Source organism: Cellulomonas sp. McL0606 (assembly GCF_058248365.1).
In genome coordinates, this window is sequence record NZ_CM177779.1 from 2,068,332 (window position 1) to 2,091,544 (window position 23,213).

General features: G+C 72.8%; 25 protein-coding genes and 5 pseudogenes. 7 read left to right on the forward strand and 23 right to left on the reverse strand.

Going from position 1 to position 23,213, the window contains the following annotated elements; translation table 11 throughout:
• Window positions 1-79 precede the first annotated feature (79 nt).
• From AC38ZX_RS10445 to AC38ZX_RS10500, 12 genes and pseudogenes are all read right to left on the reverse strand, one after another.
• Window positions 80-1,678 (reverse strand): methyltransferase domain-containing protein, encoded by a 1,599-nt coding sequence (locus AC38ZX_RS10445; RefSeq protein ID WP_491297234.1) that lies wholly within the window; start codon window positions 1,676-1,678, stop codon window positions 80-82.
• The gene (locus AC38ZX_RS10450) at window positions 1,675-2,958 is read right to left on the reverse strand and encodes a VWA domain-containing protein (protein ID WP_426595742.1); all 1,284 of its coding nucleotides are present in this window, start codon (window positions 2,956-2,958) and stop codon (window positions 1,675-1,677) included. Before AC38ZX_RS10450 ends, AC38ZX_RS10445 begins: the two co-directional genes overlap by 4 nt.
• Window positions 2,959-2,986: 28 nt before the next feature.
• A complete protein-coding gene (locus AC38ZX_RS10455) occupies window positions 2,987-4,411 on the reverse strand; it encodes a protein phosphatase 2C domain-containing protein (protein WP_491297367.1) in 1,425 nt (474 codons plus the stop codon).
• Entirely contained in the window at window positions 4,335-5,063 is a 729-nt protein-coding gene (locus AC38ZX_RS10460) for a tetratricopeptide repeat protein (RefSeq protein ID WP_491297369.1), read from the reverse strand. Before AC38ZX_RS10460 ends, AC38ZX_RS10455 begins: the two co-directional genes overlap by 77 nt.
• A gap of 161 nt (window positions 5,064-5,224) precedes the next feature.
• Window positions 5,225-6,304, reverse strand: a pseudogene (locus tag AC38ZX_RS10465) (serine/threonine protein kinase); the annotation flags it as partial.
• Entirely contained in the window at window positions 6,301-7,410 is a 1,110-nt protein-coding gene (locus AC38ZX_RS10470; protein WP_491297235.1) for a hypothetical protein, read from the reverse strand. The pseudogene AC38ZX_RS10465 and the gene AC38ZX_RS10470, both read right to left, overlap by 4 nt.
• Window positions 7,407-8,357: a glutamate ABC transporter substrate-binding protein gene (locus tag AC38ZX_RS10475; protein WP_491297236.1), complete on the reverse strand. Its 951-nt coding sequence runs from the start codon at window positions 8,355-8,357 to the stop codon at window positions 7,407-7,409. Before AC38ZX_RS10475 ends, AC38ZX_RS10470 begins: the two co-directional genes overlap by 4 nt.
• A complete protein-coding gene (locus AC38ZX_RS10480; protein WP_491297238.1) occupies window positions 8,354-9,625 on the reverse strand; it encodes a GlnX family signal transduction membrane protein in 1,272 nt (423 codons plus the stop codon). Before AC38ZX_RS10480 ends, AC38ZX_RS10475 begins: the two co-directional genes overlap by 4 nt.
• Window positions 9,622-10,278, reverse strand: coding sequence for an AAA family ATPase (locus AC38ZX_RS10485; RefSeq protein WP_491297370.1), 657 nt, complete (start codon window positions 10,276-10,278; stop codon window positions 9,622-9,624). The genes AC38ZX_RS10480 and AC38ZX_RS10485 overlap by 4 nt, the downstream gene beginning before the upstream one ends.
• Window positions 10,173-10,928 carry a serine/threonine-protein kinase gene (locus AC38ZX_RS10490; protein ID WP_491297577.1) on the reverse strand — a complete coding sequence of 252 codons (756 nt, stop codon included), beginning with the start codon at window positions 10,926-10,928 and terminating at the stop codon, window positions 10,173-10,175. Before AC38ZX_RS10490 ends, AC38ZX_RS10485 begins: the two co-directional genes overlap by 106 nt.
• Window positions 10,925-11,404 carry a hypothetical protein gene (locus AC38ZX_RS10495; RefSeq protein ID WP_491297239.1) on the reverse strand — a complete coding sequence of 160 codons (480 nt, stop codon included), beginning with the start codon at window positions 11,402-11,404 and terminating at the stop codon, window positions 10,925-10,927. The genes AC38ZX_RS10490 and AC38ZX_RS10495 overlap by 4 nt, the downstream gene beginning before the upstream one ends.
• 81 nt (window positions 11,405-11,485) lie before the next feature.
• Window positions 11,486-12,702 (reverse strand): annotated as a pseudogene (locus AC38ZX_RS10500) (toxic anion resistance protein).
• A gap of 222 nt (window positions 12,703-12,924) precedes the next feature.
• On the opposite strand from AC38ZX_RS10500, the pseudogene AC38ZX_RS10505 reads away from it, so the two are divergent.
• Window positions 12,925-13,026 (forward strand): annotated as a pseudogene (locus tag AC38ZX_RS10505) (PspC domain-containing protein); the annotation flags it as partial.
• A 150-nt stretch (window positions 13,027-13,176) separates the two neighbouring features.
• Here the strand turns inward: AC38ZX_RS10505 and AC38ZX_RS10510 are convergent.
• The gene (locus tag AC38ZX_RS10510) at window positions 13,177-14,037 is read right to left on the reverse strand and encodes a sigma-70 family RNA polymerase sigma factor (RefSeq protein WP_491297240.1); all 861 of its coding nucleotides are present in this window, start codon (window positions 14,035-14,037) and stop codon (window positions 13,177-13,179) included.
• Window positions 14,038-14,142: 105 nt separating this feature from the next.
• Between AC38ZX_RS10510 and AC38ZX_RS10515 the strand changes: the two genes are divergently transcribed.
• Window positions 14,143-14,556, forward strand: a complete 414-nt coding sequence (locus tag AC38ZX_RS10515; RefSeq protein WP_491297241.1) for a VOC family protein — start codon at window positions 14,143-14,145, stop codon at window positions 14,554-14,556.
• Between the two features lie 4 nt (window positions 14,557-14,560).
• Here the strand turns inward: AC38ZX_RS10515 and AC38ZX_RS10520 are convergent, their stop codons facing one another.
• Window positions 14,561-15,097 carry a COG4315 family predicted lipoprotein gene (locus tag AC38ZX_RS10520; protein WP_491297242.1) on the reverse strand — a complete coding sequence of 179 codons (537 nt, stop codon included), beginning with the start codon at window positions 15,095-15,097 and terminating at the stop codon, window positions 14,561-14,563.
• Window positions 15,098-15,234: 137 nt separating this feature from the next.
• Between AC38ZX_RS10520 and AC38ZX_RS10525 the strand changes: the two genes are divergently transcribed.
• Window positions 15,235-15,741, forward strand: coding sequence for a sigma-70 family RNA polymerase sigma factor (locus AC38ZX_RS10525; protein ID WP_426595757.1), 507 nt, complete (start codon window positions 15,235-15,237; stop codon window positions 15,739-15,741).
• On the forward strand, window positions 15,738-16,427 hold the full coding sequence (locus AC38ZX_RS10530; RefSeq protein ID WP_491297244.1) for an anti-sigma factor family protein: 690 nt from the start codon (window positions 15,738-15,740) through the stop codon (window positions 16,425-16,427). The genes AC38ZX_RS10525 and AC38ZX_RS10530 overlap by 4 nt, the downstream gene beginning before the upstream one ends.
• A 4-nt stretch (window positions 16,428-16,431) precedes the next feature.
• Here AC38ZX_RS10530 and AC38ZX_RS10535 read toward each other — a convergent pair whose 3' ends face one another.
• From AC38ZX_RS10535 to AC38ZX_RS10570, 8 genes are read right to left on the reverse strand one after another with little or no spacing between them, the layout of a single operon-like run.
• On the reverse strand, window positions 16,432-16,770 hold the full coding sequence (locus AC38ZX_RS10535; protein WP_491297245.1) for a UBP-type zinc finger domain-containing protein: 339 nt from the start codon (window positions 16,768-16,770) through the stop codon (window positions 16,432-16,434).
• On the reverse strand, window positions 16,767-17,645 hold the full coding sequence (locus AC38ZX_RS10540; protein WP_491297247.1) for a sensor histidine kinase: 879 nt from the start codon (window positions 17,643-17,645) through the stop codon (window positions 16,767-16,769). Before AC38ZX_RS10540 ends, AC38ZX_RS10535 begins: the two co-directional genes overlap by 4 nt.
• 59 nt (window positions 17,646-17,704) lie before the next feature.
• Window positions 17,705-17,926, reverse strand: coding sequence for a hypothetical protein (locus tag AC38ZX_RS10545; RefSeq protein WP_491297248.1), 222 nt, complete (start codon window positions 17,924-17,926; stop codon window positions 17,705-17,707).
• A gap of 4 nt (window positions 17,927-17,930) precedes the next feature.
• A complete protein-coding gene (locus tag AC38ZX_RS10550) occupies window positions 17,931-18,239 on the reverse strand; it encodes a cyclic nucleotide-binding domain-containing protein (RefSeq protein WP_491297249.1) in 309 nt (102 codons plus the stop codon).
• A 31-nt stretch (window positions 18,240-18,270) separates the two neighbouring features.
• Window positions 18,271-19,050, reverse strand: coding sequence for an NAD(P)/FAD-dependent oxidoreductase (locus AC38ZX_RS10555; RefSeq protein WP_491297371.1), 780 nt, complete (start codon window positions 19,048-19,050; stop codon window positions 18,271-18,273).
• Entirely contained in the window at window positions 19,047-19,940 is an 894-nt protein-coding gene (locus AC38ZX_RS10560) for an NAD(P)/FAD-dependent oxidoreductase (RefSeq protein ID WP_491297250.1), read from the reverse strand. Before AC38ZX_RS10560 ends, AC38ZX_RS10555 begins: the two co-directional genes overlap by 4 nt.
• A gap of 53 nt (window positions 19,941-19,993) precedes the next feature.
• A complete protein-coding gene (locus AC38ZX_RS10565) occupies window positions 19,994-20,470 on the reverse strand; it encodes a YbaK/EbsC family protein (protein ID WP_426595763.1) in 477 nt (158 codons plus the stop codon).
• The gene (locus AC38ZX_RS10570) at window positions 20,467-21,444 is read right to left on the reverse strand and encodes a pirin family protein (RefSeq protein WP_491297251.1); all 978 of its coding nucleotides are present in this window, start codon (window positions 21,442-21,444) and stop codon (window positions 20,467-20,469) included. Before AC38ZX_RS10570 ends, AC38ZX_RS10565 begins: the two co-directional genes overlap by 4 nt.
• Window positions 21,445-21,506: 62 nt before the next feature.
• Between AC38ZX_RS10570 and AC38ZX_RS10575 the strand changes: the two genes are divergently transcribed.
• From AC38ZX_RS10575 to AC38ZX_RS10585, 3 genes and pseudogenes are all read left to right on the forward strand, one after another.
• Window positions 21,507-21,986, forward strand: a complete 480-nt coding sequence (locus AC38ZX_RS10575) for an RNA polymerase sigma factor (RefSeq protein ID WP_426595765.1) — start codon at window positions 21,507-21,509, stop codon at window positions 21,984-21,986.
• Window positions 21,983-22,587, forward strand: a pseudogene (locus AC38ZX_RS10580) (methylated-DNA--[protein]-cysteine S-methyltransferase). Before AC38ZX_RS10575 ends, AC38ZX_RS10580 begins: the two are co-directional and overlap by 4 nt.
• Window positions 22,588-22,609: 22 nt before the next feature.
• A pseudogene (locus tag AC38ZX_RS10585) lies at window positions 22,610-22,936 on the forward strand (DUF2277 domain-containing protein); the annotation flags it as partial.
• Here AC38ZX_RS10585 and AC38ZX_RS10590 read toward each other — a convergent pair.
• Window positions 22,933-23,202, reverse strand: a complete 270-nt coding sequence (locus AC38ZX_RS10590; RefSeq protein ID WP_426595768.1) for a hypothetical protein — start codon at window positions 23,200-23,202, stop codon at window positions 22,933-22,935. The pseudogene AC38ZX_RS10585 and the gene AC38ZX_RS10590 sit on opposite strands and share 4 nt — an antisense overlap.
• Between the last annotated feature and the right edge of the window lie 11 nt (window positions 23,203-23,213).

The following is a 23,213-nucleotide window of genomic DNA, read 5'->3' on the forward strand; positions in this document are numbered from 1 at the left end:
GGGTCGCGAGGAGGGGAGCGACCGGCACAAAGTCTTCACAAGTCGGGTGCGTCCGGCAACTCGGCTAGCCGTGCGAGGTTCAGGCCTGGCCGAGCGTGTAGCGGACCTCCTGCTCGAGCCGGATCGCCCCGTCGCCGTCGCGGAACGGCTCCAGCCTCTCGAGCAGGAGCGTGCGCACCGCCGGACGCTCGGCGGGCGGCACGGCTTCCCACATCCCGCGCTGCCCGTGCGACCAGGTGAACGCGAGGTAGTGCTCGGCGTCGCGGAACGCGGCGGTGACCGTGCCGTGCACCGTGCGGACGCCCCCGACGCCCGCGTCGACGAGCAGCTCCTCCATCGCCTCGTCGGAGGCGAACGGGCCGCGAAGGCCGCTCGTGCGCGCGTCGAGCATCGCCGGCGGCAGGTAAGCGGTGAAGGCGCCGTCCAGCTCGCTCCACCGACCGTCCTGCGTCCCGAAGGTCGTGATCCCGATCCGACCGCCCGGTACCAGCAGGGCGACCCACGCGCGGAGCGCGGCCGGCGGGTCCGGCATGAAGAAGAGCACGAGCGACGACGCCACGACGTCGAACGACGCGGCGGGCACGGCGGGTGCGCGGGCGTCACCCACCCGGACCTCGACCTGGGGGAGGCCGCGCAGATCCTCGGCGGTCCGCTCGACCATCCGAGGCGCGAGATCGATGCCGAGCGCGTGACCTGTCGGTCCCGTCGCCAGCGCCAGCGGCCGCAGCGCGGCACCGCGCCCGCAACCGATGTCGAGCACGCGCTCACCCGGCTGGACGGCAAGCTCCTCGACGAGGCCCAGCGCGATCGGCTCGAACCACGGGACGCCGACGTCGTCGTAGGTGTCCGCCGCCCGGTCGAAGACCCCGGCGACGCCCTCGGGTGCAGTCATGGGTCCACCTTGGTGCAGAGGACACCCGCCGGCCAGACGGCGCCTCGGCCGGGTCGTCCCCCTTCGGCCGCGACGTGGCGGTGGAGGCTCTACACCTCGCCCGGCAGCGCCCTGCGGATCACGATCCGCGTCCACGCGCCGACGAACAGCCGGTCGCCGTCCTCGAGCTTCGCGGCGCTGGCCGACGGGGATCGGGATCGTCGGAACGGGCTCCCCGGGCTTGCTGACGTAGGTGCCGTTGGAGGACTGCAGGTCCTCGACCCACCATCGCTGGCCGTCCGTGTTCAGCTGGCAGTGCCGGCGGGAGACCCCGGAGTCCGCGCCGCAGTCGACCTGGGGGTGGATGTTGCGGGACACCGACGGTCGGCCGACGAGCACGCTGCGCTCACGCAGCGGGACCAGACCCGGCAGGCCGACGGACGGCATGGGGTCCTCGGGCTTCTGCGCCTCGTACCAGTCGGGGTCCACCCAGATCTCCGCGACCCACGAGTCGGGTCCGGCGGGCGGGGGAGTCGGCGATGCGGGGGGCGCGACGACGGGGGTCGGCGTCGACGCGGCGACCGGCAGCGAACCCGTCGTGAAGTCGTACCCGCAGGTCTCGCAGAACAGGGCACCGGCCGCGGCGGGTGCGCCGCAGTTCGAGCAGGTCGTCGCGGCGCTCGTCGCCGCGGGCGGGTCGGCCGGGACCGGGGCGGCGGGCGGCGCGGCCGCGATCGGCGCACCGCAGATGTCGCAGTAGTCCGTCGACTCGGAGGCGTGACCGTTGGGGCACTGGACCGTGCTCACCGGCGGACCCGGGTGGTCTTGGTGGACGCGGTATCGAGCGCCATCTCGTCGAGCTTGGCGGCGTTCCGCTTGAGACGCACCGTGCCCTTCTCCTCGTCGTCGATGTCCACGACGCGACGCAACCGGCTCGTGGCCTCCTCGTTGCCGGTCTCCTGGGCGAGCTGCACGGCGCGGCCGAGCTTGACCGTGGCTGTGGCCTCGTCGCCCGCCGCCTTGGCCGCCAGACCCTCCTGGATGGCCGAGGCGAGTTCGGCCTGGCCGGTGTAGTGGGCGACCTCCGGGCTGATCCGGGCCGTGAGGGTGTCGTCGTCGGACCACTGCGCCTTGACCAGCGCCGACGTGAGCACCTGCCCGCCGACGGCGATCTGCACGCGCGCCGCGAGCTGTTCCGACCCGATCGGCTTGGACGGCACCCGGACGGCCACGTGGTAGTCGCGGGACTCGTCGCCCCACGCACCCGTCGGGTAGGCGCCCGTGAGCGCGTTCACCTCCGTGCGCCGGGCCGTCAGGTCCTCGACCGTCGGCGCGACGCGGCGGACGAACAGCACCTGGGCCCCCTGCGGCGCCCAGACCCGCAGCTCGGCGTCGGCGACCCCCTTGGACATCGATGCCTGCACGAGGCGACGGAAGTCCTCGGCGATGTCGGCCGGGTCGGCGATCAGGTCCACGGTCCCCAGCAGGGCGGAGGCGATCTCGCGCAGCTCGGACACCTCCCACCTGGCACCGACGCCACGCGCGTCGCACTGGAACCGTCCCGTCACGTCCCGGATCGCCTTGGAGAGCTCGTCGCGCGGCTCGGACTCGTTCTTGCCGTCCGTGAGCAGGATCGCGTGGCGCTGCGTGGCCTGCGGGACGTACGCGAAGACCTGGTCGGCCAGTCGCAGCCAGGTGCTCATCGCGGTGCCGCCGGACGCGGACATCAGCGAGATCGCGCGCTTGGCCTCGCGGCGCGCCCCGGGCTCCATCTGCACGATCGCGACGGGCGCGTTCGGATAGGGGAACGCGCGCTGGGCCACGTGGCTGCCGCCGATGATCGCGAACCAGGTGCCGTCGGCGATCTGGTCGACCGCGACCTGTGCCGCGTACTTGGCGGCGTCGATGCTCGGGCCCTGCATCGAACCGGACGTGTCCACCATGACGATCTCCGCGACCGTCCCCGCGGCCGACGCGGCCCCCGCAGTCCCGGCCCCCGTGCTGGTCACGGTGACGATCGCGTGCACGTCCGTGGCGCCCTCGGGGAGGAACTCGTTCTGGAACACCTCGGTGTGGAACTCGGCCACGTCTGGCTCCTTCTCGGTGCGCGCTCGGTCAGCTGTGGACAGTATCGGCCGTGACCGCGGCGGGCACGACCCCGATGCGGGTGAGTGCCGCGGTGATGTTGTCGGCCCCGCCCTGTGCGTTCGCCCAGCGCACGAGCTCGGCGGCGACCGCCTCGGGTGCGCCCCCGGCGGCGGACTGCGCGGTGCGGACGAGGGCGGCCATCGCCGTGGCCTCGGAGCAGTAGTTCCACAGGCCGTCCGAGCAGACGAGCACCCAGCCGGGGCCCTGGGCGCGGGTGGCGGTCGTGCGGGGGACCACGTCGCTCGCGTCGGCGCCTAGCCACCGCGTGATGGCGTGGGCCTGGGGCGACGACTCGGCCTTGGCGCGCGGCACGCCGAGCGTCATGAGGTCGTTGGCGCCGGAGTCGTCGCTGCTGAGCTGCGTCGGGACACCCGCGTCGGGCAGCCAGTAGACCCGAGAGTCGCCGAGCCAGCCGGCCACCACGTGCGGCCCGTCGACGACCGCCGCGACGAACGTGCACGACGGCGGGTCGTGCCGCTCGCCCATGTCCCCGACCGCGGCTGCGATCGCCTGGTCCGCGGCATCCGCGGCCCGGACGAGCAGAGCGGACCACGCCGAGACGCGCGCCGTGCCGCCGTCGGCCGCGACGCCCCCGACGAGCACGTCCCGCGCGGCCCGGGCCGCGGCCAGGCTGGCGAGGTCGGAGTCCGGCACGCTCGACACCCCGTCGCAGACCACCAGCACGGCGGCGTCTCGGGCGAGCCCGAGCGCCATCGCGTCCTCGTTCTTGGTGTGCCGGATGCCGCGGTCGCACACGCCGCCGAGGGTGGCCGACGGGGCCTCGGCCCAGTGGTCCCGTTCGCTGGCCGCCGGGGTGCCGCAGTCCTGGCAGTACCCGTCGTCGGCGATCGGTCCGCCGCATGCACGGCAGGTGGCGACGGTCGCCGCAGCCGGGGGCGGTGCGACCGCCACGGGCGCCGCGAGCGGCGACCCGCACTGCTCGCAGAACCGGGACCCGTCCTGGGCGACCGTGCCGCACGAGGCGCAGACGAGGCTCACCACGTGGTCCACCGCCGGATCTCGTGCGCACGATCGACCAGCGCGATCCGTTCGTCGTGGTCCTCCGTCAGGGTGGCGAGTTGCCGCAGCGCACCCTCCAGCGCGTCCCGCAGCTCCGGCTCGTGCGCCGGCACGCCGCCCAGGGTGACGTTGCGGACCGGGCCCTTGGCCAGCACGGTGCTCAGCGCGGACCCCAGCACGTCGACCTTCAGCTCGGCCTGCTGCAGCGGAGGCAGGACCACCGACTGGACGCTTGCCAGCGCCTGCGACAGCGCCGTCACGTCGTCCGTCGACCCCGCGAGCAGGCGCGCGCGCATCATGCGTGCGTCGACGTAGGAGGCTTCCGCGTCGGCGCGACGAGGTCGAGCGCGTGCAGCGCCCCGTCGAGGTCACCGCGCGCGCTGCGGATGCGCGCCAGGCCGAACGCTGCGGGAGCCGTGTAGTTGGCGTCGGCGCGGGCGCAGGTGACGTACAGGGACTCGGCGATGTCAGGTTCGCCGCTGCGTTCGCAAGCCGTGGCGAGGGCGAGCTTCGGCGCGAGCTCGCCGGGCACCTGGCCGTAGACGGCGTTGAACGACGCCCGCGCCGAGACCGGGTCGTCGGTGGCCACTGCGAGAGCCCACCGAGCCACGCGGCGCGCCACTCCCAGGGGTCGTCGGCAAGCATCTGGGCCAGGGTGTCGCTCAGGAGGTCCTGCCGGCCGGCCTCGATGGCGGTGCTGGCCCGCCGCAGCCGGACCTCGACGGAGTCCTCGGGCGCCTCGTCGAGCGCGCTGAGCCGTTGCACCGGGTCGCTCACGTTCACGCCGGAGAGCCAGCTCGCCGACGGGTCGCTCGCGTCGACCTTGAGCTCGGGCAGCTGGTGCCAGGCGAGCGGGTGACCCGCCTCGTCCGACGCGGGCGACTCGAAGAGCATCGAGGCGGCCGAGTAGAGCGCCGGGCTGCCGGGCCCGCGGTCGGTGGCGACCACCTCGCGCAGGACCCCCAGCACCTGGGCGCGCAGCTCGTCCACGGTCGCGAACCGGTCCGACGGGTCGGCCGCGCACGCCTTGGCCAGCAGCCGGTAGAAGGAGTCGTACTTCTGGAAGACCGGGGTGTCGGCCACCGAGGGGAGCGACGACGCGAAGGTGGTGGTGTTGCCGCGGAAGTCGAGCACGAGCGTCGCGAGCGTGCGGCCGATCGTGTAGATGTCCGACGACACGGACGGACCGACCTCCGGGACCTCGGGTGCCTGATACCCGATCGTGCCGAAGATCGCGGACTGCAGGTCGTCCAGCCGTCGCACGCCGCCGAGGTCGATCAGCTTGACCGAGTCGCCCTGCTGGATCACGTTGTCGGGCTTGAAGTCGCAGAACAGCAGCCCGAGGTCGTGCAGGTACGCGAACGCGGGCAGGATCTCGAGCACGAAGGCGAGCGCCTGGTCGACCGGGAGCGGGCTGTTCACCCCGGAGCTGGCGTCGCGACGATCCTGCAGGATCTGCTTCAGCGAACGGCCGCCGACGAACTCCATCACCGTGTAGCCGGCGCCCTCGTGCATCACGAAGTTGTAGATCTCGACGATCAGGGGATGCTCGACCTCGGCCAGGAACTGCCGCTCGGAGATCGCGGCCGCGTACGCGTCGGGGTCGCCGGAGTTGAGCAGACCCTTGAGCACCACCCACCGGCCCGAGACGTTGCGGTCGCGGGCCAGGTAGATCCACCCGAGCCCGCCGTGCGCCAGGCAGCCCACCACCTCGTACTGCCCGCCGACCAGGTCGCCCGGGTTGAGCGCCGGGGCGAAGTCGAAGTGGGTGCCGCACTGCGGGCAGAACCCGGCAGACCGGCCCGGCACGCCGTCCCGGGTGCGCCCGACCTCGTGGCCGCACGACGGGCAGAAGCGCTTGCGCTCCGGCACCTCGGCGACGGCCATGACGGCTTGCAGCGGATCCTGGAGCGGTGCCGCGGGGACGGTCGTCAGCCCTGCGCCGAGCCGTGCACCGCGCAGGCGGGTCGAGGTGCTGCCGACGCGGCGGGTCGGGCGGCTGGTCATGGCGACCGTGCGCGCGGAGCCCAGCGCGGCGGTCGCCAACCGGCTGGAGCTGGTGCGGCCGGTGCGGGTCGACCGCTCGGCCTCCTCGTCGCCGGTCGGGGTCCAGGTGGACTGGGTCGACTGGGACACGCCCGTCCCGAGCAGGGTCGTCGCCGACGCGGGCCCGGAGCCGGCGGACTGCGGCGAGCCGCAGACGTTGCACCAGCCGTCCTCGTAGACGCCGTCACAGCCGAGCTCGGTGCAGTGGATGGCGGTCATCGCGATCCCTCCTGTGCTGCCGTGGGCAGGTCGCGGGTCAGGTAGAGGTACTGCTCGACGAGGTAGCGCGCCATCGTGACGTCGCAGGGGGTGGCGGTCACCGCGGCGTGCGCCTCCTCGTAGCCGGACCGCACGGTCGGCGACGCGCTGCGGCCGTTCGTGTCGGCGGCGGCGTGGGCACCGGTCAGCTTGTAGCGCAGCTCCGCACGCTCGCGCAGGGGTGCCGAGTAGGCGTCGGCGACCGCCTCGAACGCCCGGCCGACGGCGGCCAGCCGGTCGACGAAGGCGTCCAGCTCCTGGCGCGTGTCCGGCACCGCACCCAGTCGCGACACGTCGGGGACGGCGAGCTTGGGAGGCGTCGCGATCTCCCTGCGGCACCGCTCGGCCAGCTCGTGCAGCGTCGGCTCGCGCATCTCGAGCGCGGCGAGCGTCGCGGCCGCGTCGGCACGGCCCTTCTCGAGGGTCCGGCGCTGGGACACGTGCACGATGAGGTCACGTTCGGCGCGCGCGGCGTCCGCCTCGAGCTCGCCGAGCGGGCCGGTCACGTCCGCGCCGCGGGCCGCCTGCGTGACCAGCTTCTGCTCGCGCTGCCGCAGCGCGACGACGCGCTCGGCGGCGGTCGCGTCCGTCCCCGCCAGGTCCTCGCAGCGCACCAGCCCCGCCCGCAGGCCGCGGAACCGCTCGGCCTGGTCGGCGCTGTCCGGGTCGAACGACAGCCGTGCGCGCACCTTGGCGATCATCGCGTCGCAGAGCGTGACGGCCTCGACGAGCGACACGAGCGCCGAACCGAGGCCCGAGTCGAGCCGGCCCCAGACCAGGCGGGACATCTTCTCGCGGCCGACGGCGTCCGCCCGGCCCGAGTCCCACACCACCAGCAGCTCGTCGGCCCGCGTGCGGATGGCCTGCCACATGGTGAGCGCGAGGAGCACGTCCGCCGTGTAGGACTCGCCCGTGGGGGAGGCCTGCGCGGCCGCGTCGAGGCGGTCCAGCTCGGTGCGGCGGTCCGTCAGCCAGGCGTCCAGGCCGCCGAGGTAGGTGAGCAGCTCGGGCGCCGGGATCGGCTCGCCCAGCCGCCCGGGTGCGTCGGGGGCGTCGGGCGTCGTCACGGGGTCCGTCCGTAGACCGACGCCGGCGGCACCGGTGCCGGCCCGAGGGCGTGCAGCCAGCGGTCGTACATCGCTGCCCAGGTGCCGTCCGTCTTCGCCTGGTCCAGGACCGCGTTCACGAACCGGACCAGGTCCACCTGGTCCGCCGCCACTCCGACGCCGTACGGCTCGGAGCTGAAGGCCTGGCCGACGACCTTGGCGTACGGGTCCTGTGCGGCGAACCCGGCCAGGACCGTGTCGTCGCCGGTGATCCCGTCCACACGGCCCTCCTGGAACAGGACCAGGCACTGCGTGTGGGTGGGTGCGCTCACGGCCGTGATCTTCGGATAGCTCTGCTTGAGGCGGTCCAGCGTGGTGGTGTCCTCCGGCGCGCAGACCTTCTTCCCGGACAGGTCGTCGATGCTCGTGGCCGTCGAGTCGCGGGTCACCAGCACCTTCTGCCCGGCCTGCAGGTACTCGGCCGAGAACGCGATGTCCTGCCAGCGCGCGCAGTTCATCGTGAACGTGCGGGCGACCAGGTCGACCTCGTGGTTCTTCAGCACGTCGAGCCGCTGCGCCGAGGTGATGACGCGGAACTGCAGCCGGTTCGGGTCGCCGTCGAAGATCGCGGCCGACACGAGGTGCAGCACGTCGATGTCGAAGCCCTCGATCTGCCCGGACAGCGGGTTCCGCGAGCCCATGAGCAGCGTGTCCGCCGAGACCCCGACGATCAACGAGCCGCGGGTCTTGATCGCCTGCATCGTGCTGCCGGCCGGGATCGCGACGCCGCCGTCGGGGGCGTACGACGTGGTCGCGTCGTCGCACACCACCGCCGGAGCAGCGGGTGCTGCGGTCGGTGTGGGGGTCGCCGTGGCCTGCGGTTGCGGGGTGCTCGACGGGTCGCACCCGGAAAGGACGAGGACCGCGACTGCGGCCACCGCGCCGAGGGCGAGCAGGCTGCGCCTCATCGGTACTCCTCCACCCGCCGCGAGATGCCGCGCCAGCTCAGGACGGCCGCCACGAGCCCGGCCAGCAGGATCAGCCAGCCGACCAGCACGGCCGCCGTGCCGGCCCCGGACAGCGCGTCCTGGGTGGCGGTGGCGCTGGCCTCGACGCTGCCGGTGGCGGCGGTCGAGAAGGCGTCGAAGGCGGCGTTCGGCGAGTCCGGCGCGAGGCTGATCGCCAGGGCGACAGCCTGGTCCCACTGGCCGGCGTCGTCGAGCGCGCGGATCTTCTGGTGCTCGGCGGTCCACGCGTCGAGCGACTGGACCAGTGCGTCGTCGACGCCCGCGAGCAGGGTGCGTGCCTGGGCCGTCTCGGTCTGGAAGATCTTCTCGTACGCCTGCCCCGAGCCTCGCTTGATCAGCGTGAACGACTCCATCGACTTGGCGTCGTTGGCCAGCGAGTAAGCCTGGGAGACGGCCACCGTGTCGGCGTAGGACCCGGTCCGGACGCTCGCGGAGTGCTGGGCGGTGGTGGCCAGGACGAGCGCCCCGGCGGCACTGGCCACCAGCGTCAGGATCGTGGCCCAGAACAGGCCGGAGTTGAGCCGGCGGTGCGTGCGCCGGGCCAGCCAGCTCTGCACGACCACGAACGCGACGAGCGCGATCAGCCCGAGCGTGAGCAGCCACGGCGTCTCGCTCACGGCGTCGAACGACGAGTCGACCCGGTCGGAGTTCGTCTTCACCAGCGAGTCCAGCTCGGGAAGGACGTCGGAGCGGAGCACCGACGACGCCTGGTCCAGGTAGGCCGCGCCGACCGGGAAGCCCTGCCGGTTGTTCGCCCGGGCCTGCTCGACCAGCCCGGTGTACGTGGTCAGGCCCGCCGTCGCCTTGCCCAGCAGCTCGGCGTCCGCCTGGTTGGAGCCGGCCAGCTGCGCCAGCCCGGTCGCGGCCGAGGCGATCGCCGCGTCGTACTTCGCCCGCTGGGCCGGGGGCTCCAGGCCGCCGACGAGGAACGCGTTGGTCGCCGTGGCGTCCGCGACCACCAGGTCGTTGCGCACGTCCTGGATGCCCACGAGCTGGCGGGTGTCGGCGTCGGCACTGGCCAAGGCCCGCGACTGGGCGAGCCCCGTCTGCACCCCGAGCACGCCGACCGCGAGCGAGGCCAGGACGGCGACGACCCCCGCGACGCGCATCCGGCCGGGGGTCCTGCTCAGTGCGGAGGCACGCCTCGTCTGCGCGGGGGCAGGCTCGGGCACGGGAACGAGCAACGGTGGTGCGACCGTCTGCGTCACGCGGGCTCCTCGATGTGGGTCGGCTCGGCGGCGGGTGGTGCGACGGGCTCGTCGGGGGCGTCGACGAGGTCCTCCGGGAGCAGCAGCCGCAGCTGGTCCACGGTCGGTTGCTCAACGTCTCGCAGTCGCCAGGCGTGCCTGACGATCGCCTGGTCGAGCACGTTGCGGACGTAGCGACCGTTGCCGAACCCCTCGTCCCGGATCTGCGTCGAGGCGATCTCGGCGAACCGGCCGAGAGTCTCGGTGGTCGGCTCGAAGTCGGCGGAGCGGGCGGACCGCTCGAAGATCTCGCGCAGCTCGGCGTCGGAGTAGTCGGCGAACTCGACCGTCGTCGCGAACCTGCTCTCGAGCCCCGGGTTGGTGGCCAGGAAGCTCGCCATCGGCCGGGGGTAGCCCGCGACGATGACGACGAGGTCGTCGCGGTGGTCCTCCATGTCCTTGACCAGCGTGTTCACGGCCTCCGCTCCGTACTGGTCCTCGGCGAGGCCGTACGCCTCGTCGATGAACAGCACGCCGCCGAGCGCCGTGGCGACGACCTCGGAGGTCTTCACCGCCGTCTGCCCGAGGTACCCGGCCACCAGCTCGGAGCGGTCGACCTCGACCAGGTGCCCCTTGGCGAGCAGCCCGAGCGCCCGGTAGATGCCCGCGACCAGGCGGGCGACCGTCGTCTTGCCCGTCCCGGGGTTGCCCAGGAAGACCAGGTGCCGTGTGAGGGTCGGCGTCGTGAGGCCTGCCTCGGTCCGGAGCCGCTCGATCCGCAGAGCGTCTGCTGGCGGATCTGCTCCTTGACGGCCGCGAGACCGACGAGCGCGTCGAGCTCCGCCAGCAGGTCGTCGAGCGTGCGCTCGGGCGGCGCGTCCGCGGCGGACGGCTTCGCCGTCGGTGCCACCGGTCCTGGCAGGGCAACGGCGGGCGGCGCGCCCGGAGCGACGGACCGCTGCACCGCGGCCGTCGCTGAGGCCCGCGCGATGACGTCGATGCCCGCGTCCCCGAGGTCGCAGGCCGCCGAGACGACCTCCACGAGTGCCGCCGAGTAGCCCGTCGCGGCCGGCGTCCCGGCGAGGCCGGTCAGCAGGTCCGTGGGGGAGGTGCGCCATCGTCGCGCGCTGGCCGCGGCCTCGAAGAAGGCGCCGTACGACGCGTCGGGGGACCCCACCGCGGCCAGCCACGCGGCCGGTGCGCCCGTGATCGACTCCGCGACCGCCGCGGACAGCCGGGCGCCCTCGTCGCGGGCGGCGCCCCCGTCCAGACCGGCGGCGAGGCCGGCACGCTCCAGCGCGTCGAGCGCCTCGGTCAGGTTCATGGCTGCTCCACGTGAGGGGTGTCGAGTCCCGCGTCCGGCGCCAGCTCCAACCCGGAGCCGCCGCCGAACTTCTCGGCCAGGAACATGCCGTGCGCGACCAGCGCGTCGGCGTCCTGCCGCGAGACGGCCTCGGAGATCTTGTCGAGCGTGAGGTCGAGCAGGTCGAGCTGGTCGCACAGGAGCATCAAGGACGTCTTCCCCTTCGACACCACCCGCCGGTCGGCGAAGTCGCGGGGGAGGCGCAGGTAGCCGCCGACCGCCTCCGGCAGGTAGCTCGTCGCGGTCGCGACGACGGTGAACGCCTGCTGGCTCCCCGCCCCGAGGCGGTCGAGCCGTGGCGCCATCTCCTCCACGGTCCGCGAGATGGCGTGCACGCGGGCGGTCACGGCGGCGGGTACCCGGCCGACGATCTGCTGCTCGACCGCGTGCGCGGACGCGACGATCTCGGCCGACGTCGGCGCGGGCGGGTCGGTCACCACCTCGAGCTTCTGGGCGCCGCCCCCTCAGGCGTCCGAACCAGCTCATCCAGCGCTCGCTCCTCGAGAGACAGGCAAGGTTCAGCTCAGGCCGAGGTCGAGCGAACCGCCGGCCACCTCGGTGGTGTCGGCCTTGCGCACCCGGTCGAGGTACGTCTGGGCCTTGGTGGTCTCGGTCTGCAGCACCCCGACCGTCTGGGCCATCGAGTCGAGCGCCTTGACCTTGAAGTCGTCGATCGAGTCCATCGTCGCGTAGATGTCGCTGAACGCCTGCTGCAGCTGGGCGAGCCCGACCGTGGCGCTGGCGGCCTGCTGCTGGATGCCCGCCGACTGCTCCTTGAGCATCTTCGCCGTCGACGCGATCAGTCCCGAGGTCGTCGTGTTCAGCGCGGTGATCTGGTCGAGCACCAGCTTCTGGTTGTTCAGCGCCTGGGCCACGATCACGGCCGTGCGCAGGGCCGACACCGTGGTCGTCGTCGCGCGGTCGACGCCCTTGATGAGCTCGAGGTTGTTCTTGATGATGATGTCGATCGCCAGGTAGCCCTGGATGCTCACGGCGAGCTGGGTGAGCAGGTCCTGGTGCTTCTGCCGCACGTAGAACAGCACGTCCTGGCGCAACGCCTTGGCGCGCTCGGGATCCGTTGCGTCGAGCTGCGCGATCGTCGCGGACAGCCGTGTGTCCAGCGACTCGGCCACGTAGATGTACTGGTGCAGCCGGCCCATGGTGTCCCAGAGGTGCTGCTTCTCCAGGTTGAGCGCGGCATTGTCCTTGCGCAGCTCGTCCTGGCCGTTGTACAGCGCGCGCACGATCCCGTCGATCTGCTTCTGCGACTCTCGTACCGGCGGAAGTAGTCGGTGAGCGAGTCGCCGAACGGGATCAGCCCCAGCAGCTTCTTGCCGACGGACGCCTCGCTCGGGTCCAGGTCCTCGACTGTCTTGCGCAGGTCGAGCAGCGACTTGCTGATCTGCGACGTCCCGGACACGCCGCCGTCGCGCATGGCCTTGACGGGCGTCTGCAGGAGCCGGTTCGAGCTGTCCGCCGCCGCGCGGATGTCCGCGTCGCCCATCAGCCGGATGTCGTCCGCCTTCGCCGTCAGCTCGGGGGACCCGGGCTGCGCGGCCATGAGGCTGGTGACGTAGGCGTCGACCTTGGCGTCCAGACCCGGCAGCGCGGCCGCGTCGATCTTGGGCGCCATCGCGGGCGCCTGGGTGGTGGACACCGGGGCCGCCGGGGCGGGCGCCTCGAGCGTGAACACCGACTGGGGAGCCGGGGGTTGCAGGGGTGCTGCGTCGGTCATCGTCGTCCTTCACGTCCAGCACGCTCAATGGTCACGGGATGGTCAAGCAGGCGTGGCGCCGAACCTAGCACGGCCTCCCCGAGAGCCTAGGCGTCCGCGGCCAGGGGAACGAGGGACTCCGCTCAGGGTGGAACTCGGGGTGCTCCCCGATGCGCCCGCGCCCCCGGGCCGAGCATCCTGGACGTACCAGAGCAGGTCGGACGAACAAGGCAGGGGACGACGATGGGCACGATCCACGACAGCTTGGCCGAGCAGGGCCTCGTACGGCCGATCCAGGGTCGGGTGCTCGGCGGTGTCTGCGCGGGCCTCGGACGACGGTTCGGCATCGACCCGTGGCCGGCTCGGCTGCTCTTCCTGCTGATCCTGCTGGTGCTGCCCGGCAGCCAGCAGCCTGGTCTACCCGATCCTGTGGATCCTCATGCCGACCGAGCACGTCTCCTACGAGCCGACGGCGCCGGCGGGTCCCGCGACCGCCTAGAAGTCGAGCGGCACCGGGTCCAGCCGCCGGAGCACGTCGCGGTCCATCGTCAGGTCGATCGCGACGATGACGCCGTCCTCGATGGTGAACGCGAACGCCGTGCGGGGGACGCCGCCGGGCGCCCACATCGCCCCGACGGCGCCGCCGAGCAGCGCCAGCTCGGCGGTCTGCGCGGCGCCGTTGAACGACAGCGCGACCTCGCGGGACCCGACGGCGTCCTTGAGGAAGCCGAAGGAGGCGACCTTCGGGTCGACGCGCAGCACGACGTCCGGGTCGAGGGTGGCCAGCAGGGCCTCGAAGTCGCCGCCGCGTGCGGCCGTCAGGAAGGCGTCGACGACCTCACGCTGACGGACCAGGTCGGTCTCGACCCGCGCGCCCTGGACGCGCCGACGCGCACGACTGGCCAGCTGGCGCGTGGCCTCGGGGGTCCTGCCGACCATCGGCGCGATCTCGTCGAACGGGACCGCGAACATGTCGTGCAGGACGAACGCGAGCCGCTCCGCGGGCGCGAGGTGCTCGAGCACCACGAGCATGGCGAGCCCGACGGAGTCAGCCAGAACGGCCTCCTCGGCGGGGTCGACGGCGAGCTCGTCGACACGGGGGACCTCCAGGTCGAGCGGGTCCTCGCGGCGCGAGCTGCGGCTGCGCAGGCGGTCCAGGCAGATACGGGCGACGACCGTCGTGAGCCATCCGGGCAGGTTGTCCACCCCGTCCGCGTCCGCGCGGTCCAGGCGCAGCCACGCGTCCTGCACCGCGTCGTCCGCCTCGCTCGTCGAGCCGAGCATGCGGTAGGCCACGGCCGCCAGCCGGGTGCGGTTCTCCTCGAACCGCCGCGCGAGGTACTCGTCGTCGCTCATCGGGCCATCCTCTCGTCTGTTGCCCTGATGACGAGCGGCGCGGCACGGATGTGACCGTTGACGGTGGGTGGGCGCGGTCCTACGGTCGGATCAGCCGGCCAGCCGATGGTCGTCTGGCCCGCGCTGGAGGCCACCATGCTCTCCGCCCACCCCGCGATCCCCGTCCTGGCAGTGACGGACATCGACCGGGCAACTGCGTTCTACGAGGGAACGCTCGGTTTCACCCACGGGGACGTCGAGACCCCCGAGGGCATCATGTACGGCACGGCGAACGGCGGGTTCCTCGTCTACCCGTCCGGCTACGCCGGGACCAACAAGGCCACGGGCATCTCGTTCCAGATCCCCGCCGACGCCTTCGACGCCGAGATCGCCACGCTGCGCGCCAAGGGCATCGAGCTGCAGACGTTCGACGTGCCCGAGGGCGAGTGGGTCGACGGGGTGCTCACGTCCGGGCCGATGAAGTCCGCGTGGTTCGCCGACCCGGACGGGAACATCCTCAACGTGGAGTCGGGCGCCTGAGCAGTCAGCCGCCCATCATCGATCCGTCGGGAGCGATGACCCACCACACGCCGCTGTAACCCTGACCGTTGACGTCGCCGGCCGCCATGTCCTTGACGAACGTGTAGATCGGCATGCCGTCGATCGTGATCTGCTTGCCGCCGTCGGCCGCCGGGATCGTGCCCACGGTCCCGGTGACGCCGTCGACCGTCGGGGTGGCGGACATCGACTCGATCGCGGGCCAGGCGGCGGCGCAGTCGCCCGTGCACGCGCTCTTGCCCGAATCCTTGGTGTCCTTCGTGAAGAAGTAGGCCGTCATCCCCTTGCCGTCCACGACGATCGTGCCGAGCGAGCTGTTGGCCGTGGACAGGTCGGCGGCCGTCGTACCGGCGGCCGCGGCCGGGGCGGACGCGGCCGGGGCGGACGCGGCGGTGCTGGGGGTGCTGGAGCTCCCGCCGCCGTAGCCGCCGCCGCCGCTGCTGCCGCCGCTGGAACTCCCGCACGCGGCGAGCGTGCCGGCGGCGAACACTGCCGTGATCGATAGCAGGATGGTCTTGCGCACGATGCATCTCCTCGCTCGGGTGACCGGCGGAAGCCGGCTTACCTGGGACCACGAGACCGGGGCGGGTGAGGTTCACCGTGAGATGAACGATGCGCGCTCCGGTCCCGTTGACCGGGTAGGAGATCGGAGGAGGGCGAGTGGGCGACGAACCGGACGCGTTGATGCGCGCCCTCCACCAGGCCTACGCGCGTCCGCTGCAGTCGTACGTGGTGCGGCTCACCGGGGACCACGCGCTCGCGCAGGACGTGGTCCAGGAGGCCATGGTCCGGGCGTGGAAGCACCCGGAGGTGCTCGCCCGGGAGCAGGACGCGACGCGCGCGTGGCTGTACACGGTGGTGCGGAACCTGGTCATCGACGACCGCCGCAGCGCCCGGCACGTGCGTGAACGCACGGTCGACGAGACTCCCGACCGCGAGCAGCCCGACGAGTCGCAGGCGGTGCTCGACGCCTGGCTCGTCTCCGACGCGCTCGCCGAGCTGTCGCCGGAGCACCGCGCGGTCGTCGTCGGGGCCTACTACGGCGGCCGGTCGGTCGCCGAGCTGGCCCGTGAGCACCAGATACCCGAGGGAACCGTGAAGTCGCGCCTGCACTACGGCCTGCGCGCCCTGCGTCTCACACTGCAGGAGAGAGGAGTCTCGTCATGACCGCGGACGACGACCAGTTCCGCGACTGGGATGCCGCCTTCGTGCTCGGTGCCCTGAGCCCCGAGGACCGGCGCGCGTACGAGGACCACCTGCGCACGTGCGACGCCTGTCGGGCCGCCGTCGGCGAGCTGGCCGGCATGCCCGGCCTGCTGCGGATGGTGCCCGCCGACGAGGCGATGCACGGCGCCGACGACTTCGCCGGTGGCGAGGTGGTCCAGCTGGCGGCGCTCGCGCAGTCCGCACGTCGGGTCCGGCGCCGTCGGATCGCCACGCTCGTCGCTCTGGCCGCCGCGCTGCTGGTCGTCGGCGGTCTGGCCGGCACGTACCTGACGCGCCAGCCCACCACCCCGCCACCGACGGCGGGCGTGACGACGACGCTGCAGCTCGAGCCGATCGGCGCCGTCGCGGTCACCGCGGACCTGACCCTGCAGAAGAAGGGCTGGGGCACCCGCATCGACTGGTCGTGCACCTATCCCGCGGGCGCCTGGCCCGACGGCGACGGGCCCACGTACGAGCTGGTCCTCGTGGACGACGCGGGTCAGCGCAGCGTCGTGGCCACCTGGACGGCCCGCAGCACCGCGGCGCACGGGCTCGGGGCGTCGTCCAGCATGGTCACGGAGCACATCCGCCGCGTCGAGATCCGGGTGGCGGGCTCGGACACCCCGCTCGCGGCCGCGACGACCTGACGCGTCAGCGGTGGATGCGCGAGCGCCAGTCGTCCGGCACGCGCTCCGCCGGTCCCGGCACGGTCTGCTCGAGCGGGCGGTGCTCCGGGGCGGCGAGCGGTGGTCCGTCCGTGTAGTCGTCGGCGGGGTAGTCCCAGAACCAGTCCTCGCCCGGCTCGAACGTCCGCATCACCGGGTGGCCGGTCGCGCGGAAGTGGGCCGTCGCGTGCTGGGACGGGGACGTGTCGCAGCACCCGATGTGCCCGCACGTCGCGCACCGGCGCAGATGGAACCACCACCCGTCCGTCGCCTCGCACTCGAGACATCCGGTGCCGCTCGGCGGGACGGCCGGGTCGATGCTCATGCGGTGGGTCCTTCGGTCGCGGAGTAGGGCAGGCGGACGCGGAACCGGGTGTCGCCCGGCTGGGAGGCGACACTCAGGTCCCCGTGGTGCTTCCCGACGACGATCCGCCAGGAGATGTCGAGCCCGAGCCCGGTGCCGGCGCCCACGGGTTTGGTGGTGAAGAACGGCTCGAAGATGCGCCCGACGACGGCGTCGGGGATGCCCGGTCCGGTGTCCGCGATCTCGACCTCGAGCCAGTCCTCCACCCGACCGGTGGTGATCGTGAGGGTGCCCGCACCGTGCATCGCCTGCGCGGCGTTGTCGATGAGGTTGGTCCACACCTGGTTGAGCTCGGCACCGAAGACGTGGATGGGCGCCAGGTCCCGGTCGTAGGCACGCACCACCGTGATCCCGTCGAGCTTGCGGTCCAGCATCGTCAGGGTGCTGTCGAGCAGCTCGTGCACGTCGAGCACCTGGTCGGGCGCGCGACCGATCTGCGAGTACTGCTTCGCGGCGCCGACGAGCGCCGAGATGCGCGTCGTCGCGTCCTCGACCTCGGACATCAGGGACTCGGTCTCCAGCGTGTACGCCAGCCAGCGCACCGCGCCCTCGAGCACCTCGTCGCCGACGCAGGACGCCACCATGTCGAGCCAGTCGGTGCCGAGCCCCGCGGTCACGAAGCTCTCGGCCAGCTCCCAGCCCCCTGCGATCTCGTGGTCGTCCATCCAGTCGCCGAGCGCGTCCTCCAGGTCGGAGACCTGCATCGCCGTCGGCGTCAGGCCCGCGGCGCGGGTGGCTGCGTACGCGTCGACCGCCTTCTCCTGCAGCCGGATGATCTGGGCCAGCTGGGCGCGGTCGTACGGGCCGTCGGCGATGAGCGCGAGCTTGTGGCGCATCCCCGCGACGCGTTCGCGGAGCGTGGCGGTGGCCCTGGTGGCGGCCGCGGCCGGGTTGTTCAGCTCGTGCGTGAGGCCCGCCGACAGCGACCCGAGCGCCTGCAGCCGCTCGCGCTGGCCGATGACCTGCTGCGACTCTGCTGCCCGAAGAACAGACCCTCGAGCAGGTGCACCGCCATCGGGAACCAGTCGTTCATGAAGCTGGCGAAGTCCTGCGCGCTGAGCACGTAGTACCGCGACGGTTCGAGCACCCTCAGCGTCTGGGAGTAGACCTGAGGCACGCGGTCACCCAGGTAGGCCGCCCAGAGCTCCCGCGTACACGCCGACCTGGTCGGTGCGGGACACCTCGATGTCGTCGGCGCCCACCCGGCGGTACATCGCCAGGGAGCCGTCCAGCAGGACGTAGAAGTCCGTGGCGGTGTCGCCCTCCCGGTACAGGACGCCCGGGTCGATGAACTCGACGTGCCCGCGCCCGCACAGCCAGAGCAGCTGGTCGGCGCTGAGGCGTTCGAACAGGAAGAGGTTGCGCAGCTCGTCGATGTCGCACGCGAGGTGCTTGCGCGTCGTCGTCGCCGGTTCGTCGATGGTGGTCACGGCTTCTCCAGGTCCAGATGGAAGGTCGTCGTCACAGCTGCTCCAGATAACGGTGGACCAGCATGACGGCCATGGCGCCCTCGCCGACGGCGCTGGCGACCCGCTTGGCGGACTCGGCGCGCACGTCGCCGGCCGCGAACACCCCGGGGACGCTCGTCTCCAGGTGGTAGGGCGGCCGGTCGAGCGGCCACGACTCCGGGGTCTGCCCGTCGACAAGCAGATCGTGGCCCGCGCAGACGAAGCCGTGCGAGTCCCGGTTGACGACGCCCTCGAGCCACGTGGTGAGCGGTGCCGCGCCGATGAACACGAAGAGCCAACCTGTCGAGACCGTCTCCTTGTTCCCGGTCGCGATGTCGCGGAGCACGAGCTGTTCCAGGTGGTCGTCGCCGATCGCCTCGACGACCTCGGTCTGCGTGCGCACGTGGATGCGCGGATTCCGCTCCACCTGCTCGATCAGGTAGTGCGACATCGACTGCACCAGCGACGCGGCGCGCACGACGAGCGTCACCGTGCGGGCGTGCGCGGACAGGTACATGGCGGCCTGACCCGCCGAGTTCGCACCGCCGACGATGTAGATGTCCTGGTCGGTGCACGCCGTCGCCTCGGTCAGGGCCGAGCCGTAGTAGACGCCCCGCCCGGTCAGCGCCCCGATCCCCGGACCGTCGAGCTCCCGGTAGGCGACGCCGCTGGCCAGGATCACCGTGTGCGCGTCGACCGAGCTGCCGTCCGCGAACCGCACGGACCTGGCGGCGCCGTTGACCTCGAGTCCGACCGCGTCCTGCGTCAGGACGATCTCGGCCCCGAACTTCAGGGCCTGCCGACGCGCCCGGTCGGTAGCTGCGCACCCGAGACGCCGTCGGGGAAGCCCAGGTAGTTCTCGATGCGTGAGCTCTGGCCCGCCTGGCCGCCCGTGGCCGCCCGCTCGACCAGCGCGGTGCGCAGGCCCTCGGAGGCGCCGTACAGGGCCGCGCTGAGCCCGGCCGGTCCGCCGCCGATGACCACGAGGTCGTAGAACTGCTCGGCCGGCGTCACGGTCAACCCGACCTCGGCCGCGAGCTCGGCGTCGCTGGGCGCGACGAGCGCCTTCGCCTCGGTCGTGATGACCAGCGGCAGGTCGAGCCCGTCGGCGCCCGCCGCCTCCAGGAGCCGTCGGCCCTCCGGCTCGTCGGAGGCGTACCACCGGTAGGCCACCTGGTTGCGGGCCAGGAACTCGCGGACCTCGGACGACCGCGCCGACCAGCGGTGCCCGACCACCTTGGTCTCGGCGACGCCCTTGCGCGGCGACGACTTCCACGCCTTCAGCTGCGCGTCGATCACCGGGTAGAACTTCTCCTCCGGCGGGTCCCACGGCTTGAGCAGGTAGTGGTCGAGGTCGATCACGTTCACCGCGTCGATCGCGACGTCGGTGTCGGCGTAGGCGGTGAGCAGGATGCGGCGGGCCGCCGGGAACAGGTCCATCGCCTGCTCGAGGAACTCGAGCCCGTTCATGTCCGGCATCCGGTGGTCGGCCAGGAACAGCGCGACCTGGTCGCCCCGGAAGTTGAGCTCGCGCAGGGCGTCCAGGGCGGCCGCGCCGGACTCGGCGCGCACCACCCGGAAGTGCTCGCCGTAGTGCCGCCGCAGGTCGCGCGCCACCGAACGGGACACCACCGGGTCGTCGTCCACGGTCAGCAGGACGGGCTGGCGTTGCACCTGCTCCACGAAGCTCCCTCTCGTCGAATGGTCCAGTGTGTGCGCAGAAGCGGGATCTGTCCTCAGTCTCCGACGACGAGCGGGCGACCGCCCGTGATCAGGACGAGCTCGTCGAACGTCGTCGGGAAGATCGTGTGCGGGGTGCCGCCCGCGGCCCAGACGATCGCGTGGTCGGCGAGCGCCACGTCGACGACCGTCTCGACCGGGGCCGGATGGCCGACGGGAGCGACCCCGCCGATCGCCTGACCGGTGGCGGCCCGCACCTGGTCAGGGGTGGCCCGCGCGATCACGGACCTGCCGAGGAGCGTCGCCAGCGCCGTGGTGTCCACCCGGTGGCGGCCGCTGGTGAGCACGAGCAGCGGTGCGTCGTCCGCCCAGAAGACGAGGCTGTTCGCGATCGCGCCGACCTCGACACCGAGGGCGGCCGCGGCCTCCGGTGCGGTGCGTGCGGAGTCGGGCAGCTCGCGCACCTGTCCGGTGACTCCGGCGTCGGCGAGGGCGGCGGCGACGACGCGGGAGCGGACGGGCAGCTCGGTCACTCGGGGAGTCCCTTCGGCGGCTGACGGCGGCGGGGCTGCAGGCGGATGTTGGGCAGCTCGGGGGCCGGGATCCGGGCGTCCCCGTGACCGGCCACGACGCCGAACCGGTCCGCCCGGTCCGGGGACTCCCAGTCCGCTCGTGCCTGGGCGATGTCGGCGTGGTTGCGGCCGACGAAGTTCCACCACATGACCAGGTCGTGCTCGAACGGTACGCCGCCGAGCAGCAGCAGACGGGCGCCGTCGCGGGAGCGCAGGTGGACGGAGGACCTGCCGTCGCCCAGGTAGAGCAGCCCGCTCGGTGCGTGCGGCGTGCCGGCGACCTCGAGCGACCCGTCCAGGACGAGGATCGCGTGCTCGAACCCCGGGACCAGGGGCACGTCCGCCGACGCGCCGGCGTCGACCGTCACCTCGGTGCCCAGGAGCGGGGTGTGCACATGCGCCGGTGAGACGAGCCCGTCGAGCTGCCCGATGAAGACCGTCGCGCGGACGCCCGTCGTCTCCCAGACCGGCAGGTCGCTCACCTGCTCGAACGCGGCGGCACCCTCGGCCGCGCCCTCCGGCAGCGCGACCCACAGCTGCGCCGCGTGGAGCAGGGGCTCCGAGCCGAGCGAGAACTCCGAGTGCGCCACGCCGCGGCCGGCGGTCATGAGGTTGAGCTGCCCGGGCCGGACCACCGCCTCGGAGCCGACGCTGTCGCGGTGCAGGATCTCGCCCGCGACCGGCCACGTGACGGTCTGCAGACCGGTGTGCGGATGGGGGAGCACGCGCATGTCCACGTGCTGCGGCCCGAACTCGTCGAGGAAGCACCACGCCCCGACCAGCGGCAGGCCGCGCTGCGGCAGCGTCCGACGGACCCTCATCGCGCGCACGCCGCCGAGCGGCACGTCCCGGGACGGGTGCAGCTCGACCACCGGCCCCGTGGTGGGCACCAGGTCGCACAGCTCGGGCACCGGTCGGACCTCGAGGTTCGTCACGAGCACCACCCTAAAGTCGGACCTCACACCGCGGGGGCGCCACGCGTCTGCACACTGTGAACGTGAAACAACCCTTCGAGCGGGTGGTGGTCGCGCACGGGGCCACCGTGCTGCGCGTCTGCCGAGCCGTCGTCGGGCCGGCCGACGCCGACGACGCCTGGTCGGAGACGTTCCTGGCCGCCCTGCGCGCGTACCCGGACCTGCCCGCGGACGCGAACGTCGAGGCCTGGCTGGTGACGATCGCGCACCGCAAGGCGATCGACGTGGTCCGGCGAGCGGCGCGCCAGGCGGTCCCGGTCGCGGACGTCCCGGACCGACCGGTCGAGCCCGGTGGCCGTGATCTCGACCTCTGGTCCGCGCTGGCGGCGCTGCCCGACAAGCAGCGGCACGTCGTCGCCTACCACCACCTCGGTGGGCTGCCCTACGACGACGTCGCCGGGCTGCTCGGCGGGACCGCGGCAGCCGCGCGTCGGGCGGGCGCCGACGGGATCGCGACCCTGCGCAGGACCTACCCCGGTATCGACGACGGAGGACGACGATGAGGAACGAGACGCCGAGCGGCCTGCTGAGCGCGATCGACCCGGACGACCTGGCGAGGCTGCACGCCACGCTGGAGGCGCGCGCGGGGTCGGACGTCGACATCGCCTACCGCACCGTCGACAGCCCGGTCGGTTCGCTGCTCCTGGCCCGCACCGAGGTCGGCGTCGTCCGCGTCGCCTTCGACGTGCAGGACCACGACGCGGTCCTGCAGACCCTCTCCGACGGGATCAGCCCGCGTGTCCTGGAGGCACCCGGTCGACTCGACGACGTCGCACGCGAGCTCGACGAGTACTTCGCCGGCCGGCGCACCGGGTTCGACGTGCCGCTCGACCTGCGCCTGCTGCACGGGTTCCGCCGCGTCGTGGTCGAGCACCTGCCCGAGATCGCCTACGGCCGGACCGCGACTATGCCGACATGGCATCCCGGGCGGGCAGCCCGCGGGCGGTGCGCGCGGTCGGCACGGCGTGCGCGCTCAACCCCCTGCCGCTCGTCCTGCCCTGCCACCGCGTCGTGCGCTCCGACGGCTCGCCGGGCCAGTACGCCGGGGGAGCGGACGCCAAGCGGGCCCTGCTCGCCCTGGAGGCACGGGCCGTCGCCGCGTAGCGTCGGGACCATGTGCCGGAACATCACCACGCTCCGCGGCCTCGAGCCGCCCGCTACCTCCGAGGAGATCACCGCCGCGGCGCGCCAGTACGTGCGCAAGGTGACGGGAGTCCAGACGCTCAGCGACAACACCCGCGACCCGTTCGAGGCCGCCGTCGCCGAGATCGCCGCGATCACGGCTCGGCTGCTCGACGAGCTGCCCGAGCGCCGCCAGCCGCCGACCACCGTGCCGCCCCTGCGCCGCGCGGACGTGCAGGCGCGGATCGCGGCCCGCGAGGCGCACGAACGGGCGCACGAGCTGGGACTGCCCCACGAGCACGAGGACGACGACGACCTCGCCCACGTCTAGCGCAGGGGCCAGTCCACGAGCCTCGGGATCCCGGTCGGCGCGACGGCGGCCAGCGCCAGGAAGCGCGCCTCGGCCCGGTGCAGCCGGATGTGCTCGTCGAGCGACCATGTCGGCCCGTTGCTGAGCACCATCCCGCAGGCGCAGTCGATGGTGACGCGGCCGTCGTCCGTTGTGACCACCTGACCGACGGTGGTGTGCTCGGTGGCGGCACGCAGCTTGGCGTGCCGCATCTCGGCGCTGACGGCCTCAGGGGTGTGGTCTGGCACGTCCCCATGGT

Bases quoted from the DNA above. Each gene is read 5' to 3' on its own strand.
- AC38ZX_RS10540 (WP_491297247.1), bottom strand. From the start codon at position 17,645: ATGCGCCACAAGCTCGCGCTCATCGCCGACGGCCCGTACGACCGCGCC.
- AC38ZX_RS10515 (WP_491297241.1), top strand. From the start codon at position 14,143: ATGGTCGTCTGGCCCGCGCTGGAGGCCACCATGCTCTCCGCCCACCCC.
- AC38ZX_RS10530 (WP_491297244.1), top strand. From the start codon at position 15,738: ATGACCGCGGACGACGACCAGTTCCGCGACTGGGATGCCGCCTTCGTG.
- AC38ZX_RS10490 (WP_491297577.1), bottom strand. From the start codon at position 10,928: ATGAACCTGACCGAGGCGCTCGACGCGCTGGAGCGTGCCGGCCTCGCC.
- AC38ZX_RS10510 (WP_491297240.1), bottom strand. From the start codon at position 14,037: ATGAGCGACGACGAGTACCTCGCGCGGCGGTTCGAGGAGAACCGCACC.
- AC38ZX_RS10535 (WP_491297245.1), bottom strand. From the start codon at position 16,770: ATGAGCATCGACCCGGCCGTCCCGCCGAGCGGCACCGGATGTCTCGAG.
- AC38ZX_RS10475 (WP_491297236.1), bottom strand. From the start codon at position 8,357: ATGAGGCGCAGCCTGCTCGCCCTCGGCGCGGTGGCCGCAGTCGCGGTC.